Here is a 16,528-nt window from a genome sequence, read left to right on the forward strand (position 1 = left end):
GGGCCGGCGCTTCTCCCTCGCTGCACCTCCCGGCTTTTAGCCGAAGATCATTTCATCGATTCCAACCGGAGCGCGATCTTGCCGAGAATGCGGTCCAGGGTAACTCGCTCGTTGTCAGTCAGATCACTCATCAACGCCTCGTGGAACGCGGTACGCTCACCGACCAGCGCCTCATACTTGCGGCGACCCGCCTTGGTCAGCGACAGGATCGGCATGCGGCGATCCTCAGGATTGTCGCGGCGCTCGACGAGGCTTCGTCCCTCGAGCTGACTGGCGGCCCGGCTTACTTCCGCGCGGTCGGCCCACGACATATCCGCGAGCTGTCGTATCGTCGCCCCGCCGGTAGTCGTCGCCAATCGGCTCAACACGCGCCATTCGGCATAGGTCAGATCGTTGGCCGCCGAGAGCTTGCGGACCGTGATGCGGTTCATCGCCTTGCCGACAAGCGAGAGACGATAAGTTGGGTAATCCATTCCCGGCAGCACCCAGCCTGACAGCTTGATCGGATCGGATACCCCGGATTCCGGCGACGGGTTCGTTCCGCGTACCTTAGCGGTATTGATTTTGGTCACGCTTCCACTTCCATGTTCGGCCTTGATCGACAAGGGCCTGTCGAGAGCATCCTAGTGGCAGACGTTTGACTTGTCATCAAAATCACGGCGTCGATATCATTGTCCTGCCTCGCGGCGGGGTAGGAAGGTTTCCCTGAGCGGATGTACACCGTTGATCTTCCCGCAGGATTCGGATGCGAATTCGACCCTGGAGAATGAGAAATACGGGCCAGACGGTGCGCACGACGATTGGCGACAAGGCGGCGCCGGTCACCATCATACGATGCCGGTCGAAGGGAGGGTTCACATCGCTGCCGCGCCGTGGGAACCCAGTCGCTGGAGAGGCGGCGAAGTTTCGAGGTTTGAAATTATGTGAGAAGATTGGATCGCCGTGCCGCCCACCCGATCAGTACGATAGCGACCGCTGCGGAGCTGGCCTGGAACTGGCTTTGGAGGTCCGGATCGATCGCCATCGTGATCAGAACAGCGGCGATCGCGCCAATCGTCGCGATGCTGCCCCACGGATGGAGCCACATGCTTAAGACGGGGCGCCGGGCTTCCCGTTCCATCTTCATGCGCAGGCGCAATTGCGCAGAGGCGATCAGCAGATACAGGACCAGCATGATCGCCCCGGACGCGTTGACCAGAAATGCGAAAGCCGTGTCGGGGGAGACGATGGCAACCGCCAGCGCGGCAAGGCTGAAGATCGTGCCGAATATGATTGCGCGACGCGGCACGCCAGGACCACTGACCACCCGAAGCGCCGCCGGTGCATCGCCGCGCAGAGCGAGGGAATGGAGGACCCGAGAGGTTACATACAGACCGGAATTGAGGCACGACAGTACGGCGATGAGCACGACCGCCTGCATGATCATGGCGCCCCCGGGAATCCCCATCCTGGCTATGGCGGCGGCAAAGGGCGATTGGCCGGGCAGGATCTCGTTCCAGGGAACCACAGCGACGATCAACGCGATCGAAACCACGTAAAACAGCAGGATTCGGATCGCGACCGTGAAGGTCATCCGGGCGATAACGCGTGGGCCTGCGTCCGATTCTGCCGCCGCAATGGTTGCGATCTCCGCCCCGACCAAGGCGAAGATCACGCTGGTGACCCCGGCGAGCGGAGCGAAAGGCCCTTTGGGGGAAAAGCCGCCATGCGCCGTCCAGTTGCCAAGGCCGGCATTGGTCCCGAACACACCAGTCACATAGGCAAGTCCGACAAGGATGAAGACGAGGATCGCCGCGATCTTCAGCCCCGACAGCCAGAATTCGAACTCGCCATAGGATCGTGCGGAAAGAAGATTGGTGCCCGCCAGCGCAATGGTGAGCAACGCCGCGATTTGCCAGATCGAGAGGCCAGGCCACCATTGCGCCAGGATCGTCGCGCCCGCGATCGCCTCGATCGCCACCACAACCACCCAGAAATACCAGTAGAGCCAACCGCTCATGAAACCAGCCCAGTCGCCCAGGCCAAGCCGCGCGAACTCGGGGAAGGATTGAACGCCCGGTTCCGCAGTGGCCATCTCGGCCAACATGCGCATGACCAGCATGACGATGCCGCCCGCGACTATATAGCTCACAATCGCGGCCGGGCCGATGCCAGCGATGGCGGTGCTGCTGCCCACGAAAAGGCCCGCCCCGATGATGCCGCCAATAGCGATCATCTCGACATGGCGGGGTCGCAGACTTCGGGAAAGGCGGCCGTTCTCGCCGTCGAGTGCTAAAGCTTCGGGCGTCGCTTCGGCTTTAGCGATTGTCGTCATTCGACCTCTTCCAAGATGTGCGCGATCGTTTCAACGATGTGGTCGATCTGTCCTTCGCTGATGATCAAGGGGGGTGAAAGCGCGATGATATCGGCGGTCACGCGGATGAGGACGCCTCTGTCGAAGGCGGCGTGGAATGCCTCCATCGCGCGCGCGCCCACTGCGTCCTTTCGCGGTGAAAGTTCGATGCCGGCCATAAGCCCAAGATTGCGAACGTCGATGACATGCCGCGCCTCTTGAAGGCGATGGATTGCCGCTTCCCAATAGGGAGCGAGTCTGGCCGCGCGTTCAAACAGGCGAGATTCGGCATAGGTTTCCAGAGAGGCGAGGCCGGCCGCGGCTGCAAGCGGATGGCCCGAATAGGTATAGCCGTGAAAGAATTCTATCCCGTCGGGCGCATTGTCGACAATGGTGTCATGGACGTCCCGGCTCGCGGCCACCGCCCCCATGGGCACGGCGCCGTTCGTCAAACCCTTCGCCATGGTAAGGATGTCGGGTGTCACACCGAAATATTCAGCGGCCGTCGCGGTGCCGAGACGACCAAAGGCCGTGATAACCTCGTCGAAAATCAGCAGGATACCATGACGGCGTGTGATCTCTCGCAGTCGTTCAAGATAGCCGCGAGGGGGGATCAATACACCCGTGGAGCCCGCGACGGGCTCCACGATGACCGCTGCGATCGTTTCCGCTCCATGCAGGGCGACGACGTCCTCCAGTTCGCTCGCGAGATCGACGTTCGATTCCGGGAGCCCCCTGGAGAAGCGCGGCACCACGCCATGGGTATGGCTGAGATGGTCGACTCCGGCGACCTGTGTGACGAAGGCACGGCGATTGCCGCCGATGCCACCGACCGACATACCGCCGAAATTGGTGCCATGATAGCCGCGTTGACGGCCGATCAGCCGTACACGCGATCCGTCGCCACGCGATCGGTGATAGGCGATCGCCATCTTGAGCGCGGTATCCGCGGATTCGCTTCCGGAACCGGTAAAGAAGATGCGGTCGAGTCCGGCGGGCATCAGCGCGGCAAGGCGGGTGGCGAGCGCGAAGGGAAGCGGATGGCCCAGCTGGAAAGTCGGTGCGAAATCCAGCTTCGCCGCTTGATCCTGGATGGCGCGGGTAACGCTGGGCGCATTATGGCCCGCGTTGACGCACCATAAGCCAGCGGTGCCGTCGAGCACGGTCCGTCCCTCCGACGTTTGATAGAACATGCCGTCCGCCGAAGAGAGCATTCGCGGACGTGCCTTGTAGGCCCGGTTGGCGGTGAAAGGCATCCAGAAGGCCGACATGTCCTCAGCGGAGGGTTCGACGACGGAGGGTTGTTGAGGGGAGTGTTGCATCGATTCTCGTGATTTGCGCCATGGCTGATGGCTGGCCGATGCTTCAATTTCTATTGAGCCCTGATAGGCGGGGGAGATGCATATTCGATGACAGGCGGTGTTCTTTGGGCACCAGGATACACTGGGGCATTCCTTGGCTCGAGAGCGGGCTCGACCGGAGTCAAAGCGGAAAATCGATTCGGACAGCGGAGCGGTCAACCAAGCCCAGCGAGATCTGTTCGCCAAACATCGCTAATTTGTCCACGCCGCCTAGCATAGAGCCGCCCTTACACTTAAGTGGAGCGACCAGAGTATATTGGGCTCTAAAAGGGTGCGAATCGAATGGACGGTTGGGAAGGGATAGAGGAATTCGTGGCCGTGGCCCGGACTGGCTCCTTCATCGCCGGAGCCGCTTCGCTCGGCGTGTCGCGCACGCATATGAGCCGCGCCCTCGCCCGGCTGGAGGATCGGCTGGGGGCCCAGCTGCTGCACCGCACCACCCGTAGGGTGCTCTTGTCTCCTACCGGGCAAACTTTCCTCGACCACTGCATTCGGCTGGTACAGGAAAGAGACGAGGCCGTTGCGCTCATCCGTGATCAGGGCGAGCCGCGCGGCGATCTGAGGATCACCTGCTGCGTTGCGCTGGGCGAGCGTTTCATCGCTCCGGTTGCGCGACAATTTGCCAAGCAGCACCGCCAGCTGACCGTTTATCTGGATGTGACGGACCGCACGATCGACCTGGTGGCCGAGGGTTATGACCTTGGCGTTCGCACGGGCAATCTTCCATCCTCCGACCTGATTGCTGCAAAGATTGCTTCGCGACGGTCCCGTACTTGTGCCGCCCCGGCCTATCTGGAACGCATGGGGACACCTGAGAAGATCGCTGACCTGAACGAGCACGATTGCCTGACAGGCATCACATTGCAGTGGCACTTTTCCGAAAAGGGCGATGAAATACTATACCGCCCGCGTCCCGTCTGGAGCTGCAACAATGGCTACGCCGTCCTGGAAGCAGCCCGGGACGGCATGGGCATCTGCCAATTGCCCAATTTCTATCTCAATGACGCAGTTCAATCGGGCCAGTTGGTGCCCATTCTCGAAGAGTTCGCTCCTCCCGAGGAGCCGATCTGGTCGGTCTATCCTGACAAACGTCACCTTTCTCCGAAGGTGCAACGTTTTGTCGCCGCCTTGAAAGGCACATTACCCAAAGCCATGGCACGTCCAGACTGACTATCTGATTTCCTGATCTGAAGGTTCGGCAATCGTCCCTTCAACATGGCCGGCAGAATTGTTCCTGGTAGATTGGCCGCCGCGCAATGCTCTCGATCGATTTTGGATCTGATCGATCCCTTTAGTATCGAGTTTCTTGGCTGTCAGATGATGACATCGGACTGGCAATCGCCCGACCAGCGATATGTTGCGGAGCATTTGCAGGCACAGGTCACCCCGAAGGGGAAAGTCTTGCAACAGGAGGAAAAGTGGCGGAGAGGGGAGGGATTCATCAAAATCTACGCAATATCTTGAAATTTCGTAATATTTATTACGCCTTTGGCAATCAATGCCCCCTAAGGATGCCCCCAATCTCAACGGTCATTGGTACCTCCTGCAAGGCAGTTGGCAATCCACGTTTCGACGTCGGATTCAAGCCATCCAACGGCCCGCTGGCTCAACTGATGCGGCCGTGGGAACTCTGAGTTCTGGATCTTGCGGTATATGGTCGCTCGGCTCAGCCCCGTCCTCGCCTTGACCGCAGGCAGCCGGAGGATCGCCATGGGGGGCACCCCATCGAAAACGTACATCTCGCGTGTGGGCTGTTGTTCATCTGCTTGTATGATATGGGGGTTCTTAGCCATATGTTCCTCCAGGATCGATCGTGGTGAGGGTCGGGACGATGTTGGAGCATCCCCCGGCCCGCTTCGTTTATGGTATCTGCTAACGCATCCAGATCGGCCTGATGATGCGCGACAGATTGATCATGATGTAGCTCCGCATATGCTCCGGCCGAATGGATGCCAGCCTCAGATCTTCAGGAACCGCGATCAGTTCGTTACCCGCATGGGTAAAGAGCCATCGCGTGTCGGGAAATCGGACTCGTAAAAGAAATACATTTGTTGCCCCGGTTCGAGCCGGTAGCGCTGTGTGGAGAGTTCGAAGTTCACAAATTGCGGCTGACTGCTGCTGTTTTTAATGGTGTGTTTCAGTCGCGCCACTTGCATCTCCATCACACTGTCGCGTCCTATGTAATGTCAGCTTTCAGGGTCGTCTTGCCCAAAACCGGACCTTCTGCAAACCACCCATCGTTGACCATCGGCGGCGCTGGTACGCGAGCGGCCCGCACAATTGGCGACCCTCCCGGTTTGAGACGGGCAAGCTGCCGAGCAGCACGCGCCAACAGAGCAGTCGCTCCCAGGGCCAAATTCATCCGTCGTAACCAGCCATACATTCATGCACTCGAGCCGACCGTCCAAATGACCGGTATGGAGAATGCGCTGGGTAGCCCTGCGGTCGGAATGGGTGGATTCGAGACTGACCGACGGATGATGAGCTCAACGAGGACATCGATCTTAAAATCCGTAGCTTAACGTCATGCGAAAGTTGCGAGGCTCACCGTAGATATATCCACCAAACCAAGAATTGGTGTTGTAGTAGGTCTTGTCGAAAATGTTGTTGACGTTGGCCTGGAGCGAAACCCGATCGCTCAAATCATAAGCTGCCATCAGGTTCACGAGCCAATAGGCTTTCTGCCCCACCCGCTCGGTTTCGCCGGTCGCGGGATTTGCCGCCGTTTGGGGCGGGCGGCTTTCCCAGCGAGCCGAGCCGCCAACGCTGAAGCCGTCGAGCGCGCCGCTGAATTCATATTTCGTTGCCATACGGAATACCTTTCGCGGCTGATGCGCTTGGACATCAATGCCGTCAGCATCCTTCGCCTTGAAATGGCTCCACCCCATGCTCAGGTCCCATCCGGGCAGCAATTCGCCTTGGGTTTCGAGTTCATAGCCTTTTGAGACCGTGCCATCGGCAGGGCGAAAAGCGATATCTGTTGTGCCGGGCACGACGTAGGGAAGCCCTGTATCAGGGTCGATCTCAGTATCAGGAACCCCGAAATTATTTTGCTCGATGCGGAAGATAGCGGCCGACACGCGCAGCTTACCGCCCATCAGGTCCGCCTTCAGGCCCGCTTCGTAATTATTGCCTTCCAGCGGATCCAGATAGCGCCCGTTGCGATCCCGCGCGGTCTGTGGATTGAAGATGCTGGTATAGCTTGCATAAGCGGATAGGCTATCGTTGAAATCGAATATCAGGCCCGCATAAGGCGTGAACACCTTCTTTTTCTTAATTTTGTACGCTTCGGGCGTATAGAGCGCCAGTTCCTCGTCCCGGATCCAGTTGCTCAGGCGTCCGCCGACGATCAGTTTGAGACTGTCCAGCAATTGGAATCGCGTCACGCCGTAAATCGCACTCTGCTTCGTCGTGCCGAAGTCGCTCATGCGATAGCGCTCACCCCAAACGGGTTCGGGATAGCTGCCGTCCCAGTCGTTGAAGTTGCCCACTGGCGCGACCGACGCGGGATCAGGATCGCGATTGGTCCAACCATTCTTCAGGTGATTATACATCGCGCCAACGACAAGTTCATGCTGGCGACCGAAGAGGCTGTAACTTCCCTTGAGCTGGAGATTGAGGTTCCATTGTTTAGGCTTGGCCAAATACCAATAGGGCCAGACATCCATGCCGAGGCCTGTGGCCTGATCCGGGTTCCCCCATAGCCAGATCAGCTTGGAATCCTCGTTCTGCGTGAAATAGGAGACGTCCCCCTTCAACTGCCAGCTTTCCCCCAGGTCCTGTTCGATCGTCAGAAAGGCGGACTTTTCGACCGTGTCCCATTCGTTCCACTTGGCGCCCGTCGTCCTTGATCGCGACCAGTTCGCGACCGAGCCGTCGGCATACCAATAAGGCAGCTGCGCCCACATCACGCCTTTGCGCTCATCCCGCTGATAGCTCGCGCCCGCACGAAGCCGCGTCCCCGGCCCCAGGTCGGCCCCGATCACGCCATAAAGCGTAAAGCCCTTGCTGCTCTCCAGATCGACAAAGGCATCCTGACGATAGACTTCGGCGGCAAAACGCGCTCGTATCGACCCGTCGCTTGTCAATGGCGTGCTGATGTCAGCGGTGGCAGAGAAATGATCCCAGGATCCGGCTTCGAGGGTCATCGTGCCGGTCAATTCGCGGGCGTTGGCCTGTCGGCGCACCATGTTGATTGATGCCGAAGGCTCACCCGCGCCCTGTAGCAGACCGACCGAGCCGCGAACGACTTCGACTCGATCGTAGATGACCGTGCTGCTTTCCTCCAGGCCGATATTGCCGGTAGCAAAGGGCAGGCCGTCGAGCTGGAAATTGGTGATGTCGAAGCCGCGAGCGGACAGGAGGTTGCGGCCACGATCCACCCGCTTCACGGACAAGCCGGTGGTATATTCAAGCACATCGGCGATTGTAGACGCAGCCTGATCGTCGATCTGCTCCCGGGTGATGATGGTGAGCGACTGCGGTGTCTCGCGCGGCGTCAGGTCAAGCCCGGTGGCAGCGTTGTTCCGGTCAATGCCGCTGCCATAGACGACGATGGTGTCGTCCTTCGCTTCGCTTCCCGCCTCCTGCTTCGAAGCGTCTTCGCCGTCCTGCGCGAAGGCGGGGGCGGAGAGGAAAGTCGCTGCCAAGAGTGCGAACCTGAAGGCCGGAAGGAAAGAACGAACCATTGATGATCCCCCAAATGTGCCTCGATCAAGACCGAGCCAGTCCCGTATCTCAAATTGCTAATGATATGCAATAGTAATTGTTATCATTCGCAATTGCTGGGGTTACGTTTCACATGACGCGCATGCGTCCCTTCAGCACCGGATCGGCGGGAAGGCTGAGGGGGAGTTCGGCTGGGTCACACTTTCTGGCCGGGCTGTGCGCCCGGCCACATCCAGTCGATCAGAAGCGATAGCTAACGGTGCCCATCACATTGCGGGGTGCGCCCATGAAGCAGTCGCCGCGCGCAAGGCAGGATGCGTAGAATTTATTGTTCAGCAGGTTCGTCGCATTGAGTGCGAAGCGCCAGCTCTGCCAGTTGATCTCCGCCAGGGCGTCGACGGTGGTGCGGGACGGGGTGACCACCGTATAGAGGGTCCCGGCCGGGATGGCGGGATTGAGGCCATAGGGGTCAAGGGCGCCGGTCGACTTGCTCTTGCCGCTATAGACGACGCCGGCGCCAAGACGCAGCTGCGCGCCGTCCGTCATGCCGAAGCTCTTGGTCGACCAGATCGACGCGATGTGGCGCGGCATATATTCAAGGCTGCTGTTCACCTCCGACTTCAGCTGGTTATAGCCGTAATTGACCAGCAATTCGAAGTCGCCGGGCAGGCGATGGCTCGCCTCGACCTCGATGCCCTTGGTGGTCAGTTCGCCGGACTGGGTCGTGACATTGTTCGGCAGGTAAAGGACGCGGTTCTTTTCCTTGATGTGGAAAGCCGTCACCGTGACAAGCGTCGCAGGGGTCGGCTGCCACTTCACGCCTGCTTCATATTGCGTGCCCGTCTGGGGCTGGAAGGGATCGCCGACGACGCCGCCCGGACCCGTCAGGCTTCCCGCGACCGGCAGAAAGCTTTCCGTATAGCTGAAGAAGGGCGAGAAGCCCGCGCCGATTTCCCCGATGATACCGGCGCGGAAGGTCGTGGCATTGTCCTTCTGCCCGGCGGAGTTGGTGACATGGTCGCGGCGCGCGCCCAGAACGACCGAGACGCGCTCAAAGAAGCGGATCTGGTCCTGGACATACACGCCCAGCTGCTTCTGCGAGACATTGGCGTAGGGCCCGGTCGGCTCGTAGGTCAGCAGCGCGTCATAGTCGATGTTGTAAAGATCGACGGTTTCGAAGCCGAAGATACCGCGCTTGCCGACCTTGTTCCAGCTATAGTCCAGGCCGATGAGCAGCTTGTGCTCGATATCGGTGCCGGTGTTGAAGTTGAACTGGAGGTTGTTGTCGGTCGAGAAGACGTTCATCCGCGCGTCGCTGGCATCGGCATAGAGACCGATGGTGCGGCCGTCGGTGCCGTACACCAAGAAGGGATCGCTTGGGTAAGTGTAGCTATCCGCATAGTGAGTCTTATACTCAAGGTCGCTGTCGATATAGCGGGCCTTGAGGCTGAGACGGATATTGTCCGAGAATCTGTGGGTGATGGAACCGCCGCCCTGGAGTAAACGGCCGGCGTAGCGATCCCAGCCGGGCTTACCGACGAAGGTGTAGGGATCGAGCCGCTCGGAGGGATTCGCGGGATTCGGACGGAAATTGCCGACGATCGGCAGGAACTGCGCGGTCGAGCCGGTGTCGTCCTCCTGATAGAGGCCGGTCAGGACGACATCCGTGTCAGGCGTCGGCTGCCAGCGGATCGAGGGCGCGAACAGCACGCGGTCGTCCGGAACATGGTCGACATAGGTGTCGGCGTCGCGCACCCGGCCAACGGCGCGGATCGCCAGATTGTCGGCCAGCGCGATATTGACATCGCCCATCGCCTCCTTGCGGTCGTAGCTGCCATATACCAGGCTCAATTGGCCGCCCGTCTTGAACTCAGGGGTCTTGGAAACAAGGTTGACGAGGCCGCCGATCGAGCCTTGGCCGAACAGCACCGACGCGGGGCCGCGCACGATCTCCACGCGGGAGAAGTTGTAGGGGTCCGCCGTGATGCTGGCATAATAGCTGAAGATGTCGCGCATGCCGTCGCGGAACTGGAGCGCATCGATACCGCGCACGCTGAAGCCGTCGACGCGCGTATCGCGCCCATAGGGGCTGGCGAGCACACCGGCGGCATATTTGACCGTGTCGCTGATGCTGATCGCACCCTGTGAGATATATTGCTCCGAAGTGATCACGGTGATCGGCTGCGGCATTTCGACCAGCGGCGTTTCGGTCTTAGTACCGGCATTGGCAGTGACGATGATCTGATCACTGACCTCGCCTGCCTTCTCCGCTGGCGCAGCGGCCTCATCATTTGCCAAAGCCGGCTGGATCGACAGAAGACCGGCAACACCGGCGACGGCAAATTTTTTCATCATTTCATCCCTTTCCCCTGGTCGGGCGCCCATAGCGATATTGAGATAGACTCTCAATAGCATTCTTCTTGCCTGCTTCGAGGGTCATTGCTAACGGTCTTTCCGGCCCAGTTGGATCGGGCGCCGGAGAATTCAGTGTCGCAAAGCTGGCGAAAATGGACGCGCATCTTGTTGGCCGGGCCGGGTGCGGTGCTGGTGGCACTCGTCGTCATGGCCGGAATGCCGCTGTGGCTTCCGGGCGGGGCGGCCGGTGTCGACAATCTGGTGCTGCCGCTCGTTCTTGTGCCGCTGATCTGGGCAGCGCTCTTCTTCCATGCCTGCCTTGATCGCAGGCTATCGCGCGTAGCGGCTGTCGCTGCCGCCCTTTTCCTTTTGCACGCAGGCCTGGTCGCGCACAAATTACTGGACCAGCGCCCAGCCGCCGGGGAGCATCGCTCATGATCCACCTGAAGAAGGATGAGACGAAGCTGATGATCGCGGTCCATGGCTGGTCGGGGATCGTGCTGGGGCTGTTGCTCTATGCGGTGATCTTCACCGGAATGGCGGCGGTGTTCGCGGAGGAGATCGGCATCTGGTCGGCTGGCCATGTCGAAACCAGGTCGGCCTTCGAACGGCCGATGGATGGCAGCATCCGCCGCCTGGCCGCGCAAACGCCCGTCAAATATCATGAAGGCGTCGATCTTTTCGAGATCGGCGACCATAATCTCGGCGCGTTTTTCCATCGGCATGAAACCGATCCTGACGGCGCATTGGTCAGCCGCGGCATCTATTATCAGCTCGATAAGAAGGGCGATGTTGCCAAGGCGTTGCACGGAACCGGCGAGGAGGTGTTCGGGCCGCGCAACGACGATGCGCTGAGCAGCTTTCTGGTCGATACCCATGTCCGCCTGCATGTTCCCAACCCTTGGGGCTTGCTGCTGACAGGTATAGTCGGATTGGTGATGCTGGTGGCCGCGATTTCCGGGCTGCTGATTCATCGCCATCTCTTCAAGGACATCTTCACTCTGCGCCGATCCGCCAGCCCGGTGTTGGTGGATCGCGACCGGCACAGCGTGGCCGGGACGTGGAGCCTGCCCTTCGCCTTCATCCTGGCCTTTACGGGTAGCTTCTTCTCCTTTTTCGGCACGATCGGCGTTCCCATCGTCGCCATGGCGGCCTTTGGCGGTGATGTTCAAGCGCTCAACGACGCCGTCTTCGGCAATCCGGGCCGGCCAGACCCCCGGCCCGCAGTCATCGGCAATATGGACCGGGTCGCTACCGATGCCATTCGCCGGACGGGCGAGGTTCCGACCTTCATCACCATCGAGAATTTCAGCCGCGCCGACGCGAAGGTCACGAGCTTCCATCCCCCCAAGGCAGGTGACATCGAGCCTGTGACCCTGCTGTATGACGGGGCACAAGCGCAGTTCCTCCACACCAAGCCGTCGATCGGCACGCAGCCGTCGGCAGGCGGCACGCTGGCCGCGATCATGGCGCCCATGCATTTCGGCAATTTCGCAGGCATGCTGTCCAAAGCTGTGTGGTTCGCGCTGGGGTTCGCCATGTGCTATGTCACATTTACGGGGCTGCGGCTGTGGCTCGCGCGGCGACGGGAGGATATGCGATCGCTGGAATGGCTTGATCGCACCGTCATGGTCGTGGGTTTCGGCCTCCCCTTCGCTCTGGTGGTCTCGGCCGCCGCCTTCCTCATCGCAATGCCGCTGGGATCGGCGACCTATTGGACCCCTGTCGCCTTCCTGATCGCGTCCGGCGTGGCCATATTGGGCGGCGCGATTGCACAGTCGGTGGCTGTGCTGGGACAAATTCTGCAACTCGGCACCGGATTGGTCATGGCTGGCTTGGTCCCACTCCGCTGGATTTCCGGAGGGCCCGGCTGGGACCGCGCAATCGAGGCAGGTCAGCCGATCATCGCCGCACTCGACTTGGCTTTCCTTCTCGCCGGAATTTGGATGGTTTGGCGGGCGGCGGCTTTGCCTGCAAGGCGATTGCAGTTCCCAGCCCGTCCGGTGCCGGCCGAATGACTATGCTGTTGGTCTTCGTTGCGACCGCCATATCCGTGCTGATCCTTCTCGCCTTGTGCCTTAGTGACCCCAAACGCAAACGCGCGGCCGGGATGCGGGAAACGGGTCAGACAGGACGGCTGCGGCAAGTGCTGACTGCCGCAGCCTGTCTTCCTGGCCTTCTATGCGCTCAGATAGGCGATGCGGCGGCTTTCCTCATCTGGCTCGGTGGCTGCGGTGTGATTGGCTGGTCGCTAGCAATTTGGTTCAGCCGCGGCGCGCAAGAGAGAAATTGATACCGACCGCGGTTGATATGCCTCCCCGAGGATGAAGTGTCACGGCACGGTTAAAGTTGATCATCCTTCGCTTTCGCTTCGATCTCTATCACGATTAATGTCTTGTTTCGGGAGTCGGCGAAGCCGATTTCCACGACAAAATTTGGCGCCGTGCTGAACGACCGCTGATCGGCTTGACCTGACAGGATTTCGGTCGGGCAGGTTTCTGGCAGCGAAAGTAAAGTGGCTGCCCTCCCACGCGTGGCCCGGCGGTGACGGCTGTCGCTTCTCCGCGCTCCGAAGGAGACGTTCCGTATCGTCCAACAAAGCCGACATGAGCTGTGGGGCTGAGAGCGATTATGATACGTCCGGCGGACGCGACGGTCTTCCACTTCCGGATCGCGTCGAGCCCAACAATCTCTGGGCGTGCATGAAGCTGTGCTGATCTGCTTGAAGACAGGCCCTCCGTCATCGACGAAAGCCCGACCTCGCAGAGCGGATATACACAAAACGCTTGAAGTTCGCGTCGCGTGGCAACCTGCATACTTCGCCACAGGTACTCTCGAAAGCGGCGCCAAAGTTACGCTTCAACCGTCCACCACAACATAAAATATTGGCGCGGCTGAGCCTCTAAAAGGGGGCGAGCCCTTAGAGATGGCGGCCATTCGCGATCGGCGGGGACTGGGTCGTTCGTCCTTACCTGGCTCCACCCGCCGCAATCGATCATCGGACCGATGCCTGCGGACCTGTCACCCCTCAAAACACGCTTTTCCCCCCGCCTCGCCCGCGCGCTTTTCATGTCGGTTTTGATGCACCGATCGAAGAGGCTTTGAGGCCGCGCAGGCTGGGCGCTTCAGGGCAGTTTCCAGCTCCCATGCACTGATGCATTTTGATGCATCTGGACGGGGTTGCTGCGCGCCTTGGGTGCATCGTGCTCTCGGCAGGGGAAATGGCCGCCTTTGGGCACGGCAAAGCCGCTTGCGCCCGCTGGGGAGCAAGCGCACCGCCATGGGCGGTGCGTCTCACCTCTCGACCAGAAGAGAGCTATGCGGGGAATGTCGCTTATGAGACCGTATCCACTACGCTGCGCACGGCGAAACCGTTCCTTCTATATATCCATGCCGGGATTCTGGCTGCTCGGTGAACTCGCGTTACTTTCCAGCAAAAGCCCGATGCGACCAAGAGTTGCGGCAAGTGTTTCGTCGTCGATCATGGCATGCATGCGCCGGGCCGGCAGCGATGCCAGCATGGCCTCCATCTCCCGCGCGGCGGTCTCGCAGTGATGGACAGCATCCGCCGGGACAGGCCCCTTGCCGACAATCCGGTCCACGACCCGCCGCGCTGCTGCCGGGAGGCAGAAGCGATAGGCATTGGTGATCTGGCGCACCTGCGGTCCAAAGCCCTCATTGCCGGTCGGCTCGGTTCGGCGGATCCATTCCAGGAAGCCATGCTCCCTCAATCGGGCCATCGCCTGGACGATCGCGGCCCGGGATCGGCGCAGCTGCCGCATCAGATAATCGATCGAGGGCTCGAGCCTGCCGGTCTTGTAATCGACGATGCGGTAAAGCTCGCGCAGCAGTTCCAGCGCGATATGACCAAGCGGCCCATTGCGCTTTCCTGCCTGCTTGCGCTGGCGATCATAGGCCTCCGCCGCCCTAATATGCGCCCATTTGTCCTTGGGGTTCACCGGCCGCCAGAAACGGCCCTCGCGCTCCCCGGCATGATAGCTGTTGCAGCGAACGGGCTGAAAGGTCCGCCGCGCCTTATGCTCGATGCCCGTGGCGATCTCGAAAAGGGAGCGCGCGCTCATGCGGCGCCTCCTTCAGCCCAACCGCCCCTTAGCGGCGTGGACCTTCCAGCAGCGCCATGGCCGGCGGCATGTCCTTCATCAGCAGGTCCGCCCATTCCTGCGCGATCTCGCGTCGTCGCGGCATATAGGTAGCCCGGTTGTAGCTCGCTTCGACACCCTCGGGAATGTGCGCCAGCATCAGGTCGATGATCGCCCTGTCTCCTGCCAGACCCTGCGCCTGTGCCCGTTCGTTCATGGTGGTGGAGAAGGTCGAGCGCCAGCCATGAGGCACATGACGCCCATGGGAAACCAGTCGATTGTAGAGATAGCCAACCGCATTCTCGCTGATCGGCTTGTGTGCGTGGCGCTGACTGGGAAAGACAAGGCGGCTGTGGGGTGCAAAGGCTCGCGCAGCCTCCAGCACCTCCGTGGCCTGACGGGAGAGCGGCAGCATGAAATCGAAACGCGGGTCGATCTTGCGGTCGAGCTTCAGCTTCATCCGCGTGGCAGGTATCCGCCAGACCGGTTCGTCCAGGTCCAGTCCTTCCAGCTCCGACCACATTGTCGTTCGCAGGACGCCCTGTCGCAAAGCCGTGAGTGCCAGCATGCGGGAGGCGAGTTTGGTCATGGGATGGGCGGGTGCGGCCTCCACCTGCCGCAGCAGCGCGCGGGCTTCCTCCAGCGTGGCAAGCGCGGGTTGCCGACCCTTGATCAGCGGCTTCAGCGCCGCCCTGATGGGTGCCGCCGGATCGGCATCGGCAAGGCCGGATGCAATGGCATAGGCATAAACGGCCGAGATCCTCTGCCGCACTCTTCTTGCCGTTTCGATGGAAGGCCGGTCCTCTATCGCCCGAATCACCTCCAGCACCATGGGCGAGGTGATGCCCTTGACCGGCAGGGCGCCGATCTTCGGGAATACATCCCGCTCCAGGCTCTTGATCACATCGGCCCCATGGCGCGGCACCCAGCCGCCCAGCTGCTGGCCGTGCCATTCGCGGCGCCACCGTCTCGAAGGTCGTCTCCGCCTCCTCCAGCCGTATCGCAGCCAGCTGCTTCGCCTGCAGGGCAGGATCGATGCCGCTCCTGAGCAGGCGCGCGCCATTCTCCCGCGCTTCGCGGGCCGCGCTCAGGTTCATGTCGGGATAGCTGCCCAGCACCAGGCGCTTTTCCTTGCCGGCAAAGCGGTACTTCCAGCGCCAGGAGCGAAAGCCGGTCCTGGTAACGAACAGGTAGAGACCGTGGGCATCGGAGAGCTTGTAGTCCTTCTCCCCTGCTTTCGCCTTGCGGCATTGCAGGTCGGTCAGCATCCGGTGCCCCCGAATCATTCAAGCTTTCACGAGAACATATGAGATACAGGGAGATCGCAGGTGCACAAGAAATAACGCATTTCTGCGCCTTTTGAGACGATGTGGGATCCATCAGGAAAAGGTGTTGGCGGAGACGGAGGGATTCGAACCCTCGGTAGCCCCTTAAGGCTACGACGGTTTAGCAAACCGCTGGTTTCAGCCACTCACCCACGTCTCCGCACGAATTTGCCCACCGGATAAGATGAGCAGTGGCTAGATGTCGGCCTATAGCGACGGGTTTCATGCATGGCAACGGTCCGGCACGGAGAAAAATCACCCGGATTTCGAAAAACAGATTCGGACTGGCGCGGAATCGACTCGGGTCGCCGTTCGTTCATTGTCGTTTCAGCTTGTTCCCCGATAATCTGAAATGTGGTTGAAGAGCGGTTTCTCTGGGGAGTAGCG

General features: G+C 60.4%; 12 protein-coding genes, 1 tRNA gene and 1 pseudogene. 3 read left to right on the forward strand and 11 right to left on the reverse strand.

Translation table 11 applies throughout. The features are described 5' to 3' along the window. Positions 1-47: 47 nt before the first annotated feature. The 3 genes from MRBLMA1_RS20950 to MRBLMA1_RS20960 form a co-directional block, all read right to left on the reverse strand. Entirely contained in the window at positions 48-572 is a 525-nt protein-coding gene (locus MRBLMA1_RS20950) for a MarR family winged helix-turn-helix transcriptional regulator (protein ID WP_363739587.1), read from the reverse strand. Between the two features lie 347 nt (positions 573-919). Next, positions 920-2,314, reverse strand: a complete 1,395-nt coding sequence (locus MRBLMA1_RS20955; RefSeq protein ID WP_363739588.1) for an amino acid permease — start codon at positions 2,312-2,314, stop codon at positions 920-922. Further along, the gene (locus tag MRBLMA1_RS20960; RefSeq protein WP_363739590.1) at positions 2,311-3,654 is read right to left on the reverse strand and encodes an aspartate aminotransferase family protein; all 1,344 of its coding nucleotides are present in this window, start codon (positions 3,652-3,654) and stop codon (positions 2,311-2,313) included. The genes MRBLMA1_RS20955 and MRBLMA1_RS20960 overlap by 4 nt, the downstream gene beginning before the upstream one ends. A gap of 321 nt (positions 3,655-3,975) precedes the next feature. Between MRBLMA1_RS20960 and MRBLMA1_RS20965 the strand changes: the two genes are divergently transcribed. Next, positions 3,976-4,863 carry a LysR family transcriptional regulator gene (locus MRBLMA1_RS20965; RefSeq protein WP_363739592.1) on the forward strand — a complete coding sequence of 296 codons (888 nt, stop codon included), beginning with the start codon at positions 3,976-3,978 and terminating at the stop codon, positions 4,861-4,863. Positions 4,864-5,216: 353 nt separating this feature from the next. On the opposite strand, the gene MRBLMA1_RS20970 is transcribed toward MRBLMA1_RS20965, so the two are convergent. The 4 genes from MRBLMA1_RS20970 to MRBLMA1_RS20985 form a co-directional block, all read right to left on the reverse strand. Further along, positions 5,217-5,486, reverse strand: coding sequence for a helix-turn-helix transcriptional regulator (locus tag MRBLMA1_RS20970; protein ID WP_414714782.1), 270 nt, complete (start codon positions 5,484-5,486; stop codon positions 5,217-5,219). Between the two features lie 186 nt (positions 5,487-5,672). Next, positions 5,673-5,855 (reverse strand): hypothetical protein, encoded by a 183-nt coding sequence (locus tag MRBLMA1_RS20975; RefSeq protein ID WP_363739594.1) that lies wholly within the window; start codon positions 5,853-5,855, stop codon positions 5,673-5,675. Positions 5,856-6,197: 342 nt separating this feature from the next. Next, complete coding sequence (locus MRBLMA1_RS20980; RefSeq protein WP_363739595.1) at positions 6,198-8,381, reverse strand: TonB-dependent siderophore receptor; 2,184 nt, start codon at positions 8,379-8,381, stop codon at positions 6,198-6,200. Between the two features lie 220 nt (positions 8,382-8,601). Further along, positions 8,602-10,713, reverse strand: coding sequence for a TonB-dependent siderophore receptor (locus tag MRBLMA1_RS20985; protein ID WP_414714737.1), 2,112 nt, complete (start codon positions 10,711-10,713; stop codon positions 8,602-8,604). A gap of 168 nt (positions 10,714-10,881) precedes the next feature. Between MRBLMA1_RS20985 and MRBLMA1_RS20990 the strand changes: the two genes are divergently transcribed. Together MRBLMA1_RS20990 and MRBLMA1_RS20995 are read left to right on the forward strand one after the other, a co-directional pair. Then, positions 10,882-11,154 carry a hypothetical protein gene (locus MRBLMA1_RS20990; RefSeq protein ID WP_363739599.1) on the forward strand — a complete coding sequence of 91 codons (273 nt, stop codon included), beginning with the start codon at positions 10,882-10,884 and terminating at the stop codon, positions 11,152-11,154. Next, positions 11,151-12,734, forward strand: a complete 1,584-nt coding sequence (locus MRBLMA1_RS20995) for a PepSY-associated TM helix domain-containing protein (RefSeq protein WP_363739600.1) — start codon at positions 11,151-11,153, stop codon at positions 12,732-12,734. The genes MRBLMA1_RS20990 and MRBLMA1_RS20995 overlap by 4 nt, the downstream gene beginning before the upstream one ends. Positions 12,735-14,096: 1,362 nt before the next feature. Here the strand turns inward: MRBLMA1_RS20995 and MRBLMA1_RS21000 are convergent. From MRBLMA1_RS21000 to MRBLMA1_RS21015, 4 genes and pseudogenes are all read right to left on the reverse strand, one after another. Then, the gene (locus tag MRBLMA1_RS21000) at positions 14,097-14,798 is read right to left on the reverse strand and encodes a replication protein A (protein WP_363739602.1); all 702 of its coding nucleotides are present in this window, start codon (positions 14,796-14,798) and stop codon (positions 14,097-14,099) included. Positions 14,799-14,826: 28 nt separating this feature from the next. After that, complete coding sequence (locus tag MRBLMA1_RS21005) at positions 14,827-15,720, reverse strand: tyrosine-type recombinase/integrase (RefSeq protein WP_363739603.1); 894 nt, start codon at positions 15,718-15,720, stop codon at positions 14,827-14,829. Between the two features lie 166 nt (positions 15,721-15,886). Next, a pseudogene (locus MRBLMA1_RS21010) lies at positions 15,887-16,102 on the reverse strand (Arm DNA-binding domain-containing protein); the annotation flags it as partial. Positions 16,103-16,209: 107 nt separating this feature from the next. Further along, positions 16,210-16,301: transfer RNA gene (locus MRBLMA1_RS21015), tRNA-Ser, on the reverse strand. Positions 16,302-16,528 lie beyond the last annotated feature (227 nt).

It is taken from the genome of Sphingobium sp. LMA1-1-1.1, from assembly GCF_040676365.1.
Classification (GTDB): domain Bacteria; phylum Pseudomonadota; class Alphaproteobacteria; order Sphingomonadales; family Sphingomonadaceae; genus Sphingobium.

Coding starts and splice junctions, on each gene's coding strand:
- MRBLMA1_RS20955 (WP_363739588.1), bottom strand. CDS start 2,314: ATGACGACAATCGCTAAAGCCGAAGCGACGCCCGAAGCTTTAGCACTC.
- MRBLMA1_RS20960 (WP_363739590.1), bottom strand. CDS start 3,654: ATGCAACACTCCCCTCAACAACCCTCCGTCGTCGAACCCTCCGCTGAG.
- MRBLMA1_RS20965 (WP_363739592.1), top strand. CDS start 3,976: ATGGACGGTTGGGAAGGGATAGAGGAATTCGTGGCCGTGGCCCGGACT.
- MRBLMA1_RS20970 (WP_414714782.1), bottom strand. CDS start 5,486: ATGGCTAAGAACCCCCATATCATACAAGCAGATGAACAACAGCCCACA.
- MRBLMA1_RS20975 (WP_363739594.1), bottom strand. CDS start 5,855: ATGGAGATGCAAGTGGCGCGACTGAAACACACCATTAAAAACAGCAGC.
- MRBLMA1_RS20980 (WP_363739595.1), bottom strand. CDS start 8,381: ATGGTTCGTTCTTTCCTTCCGGCCTTCAGGTTCGCACTCTTGGCAGCG.
- MRBLMA1_RS20985 (WP_414714737.1), bottom strand. CDS start 10,713: ATGAAAAAATTTGCCGTCGCCGGTGTTGCCGGTCTTCTGTCGATCCAG.
- MRBLMA1_RS20995 (WP_363739600.1), top strand. CDS start 11,151: ATGATCCACCTGAAGAAGGATGAGACGAAGCTGATGATCGCGGTCCAT.
- MRBLMA1_RS21000 (WP_363739602.1), bottom strand. CDS start 14,798: ATGAGCGCGCGCTCCCTTTTCGAGATCGCCACGGGCATCGAGCATAAG.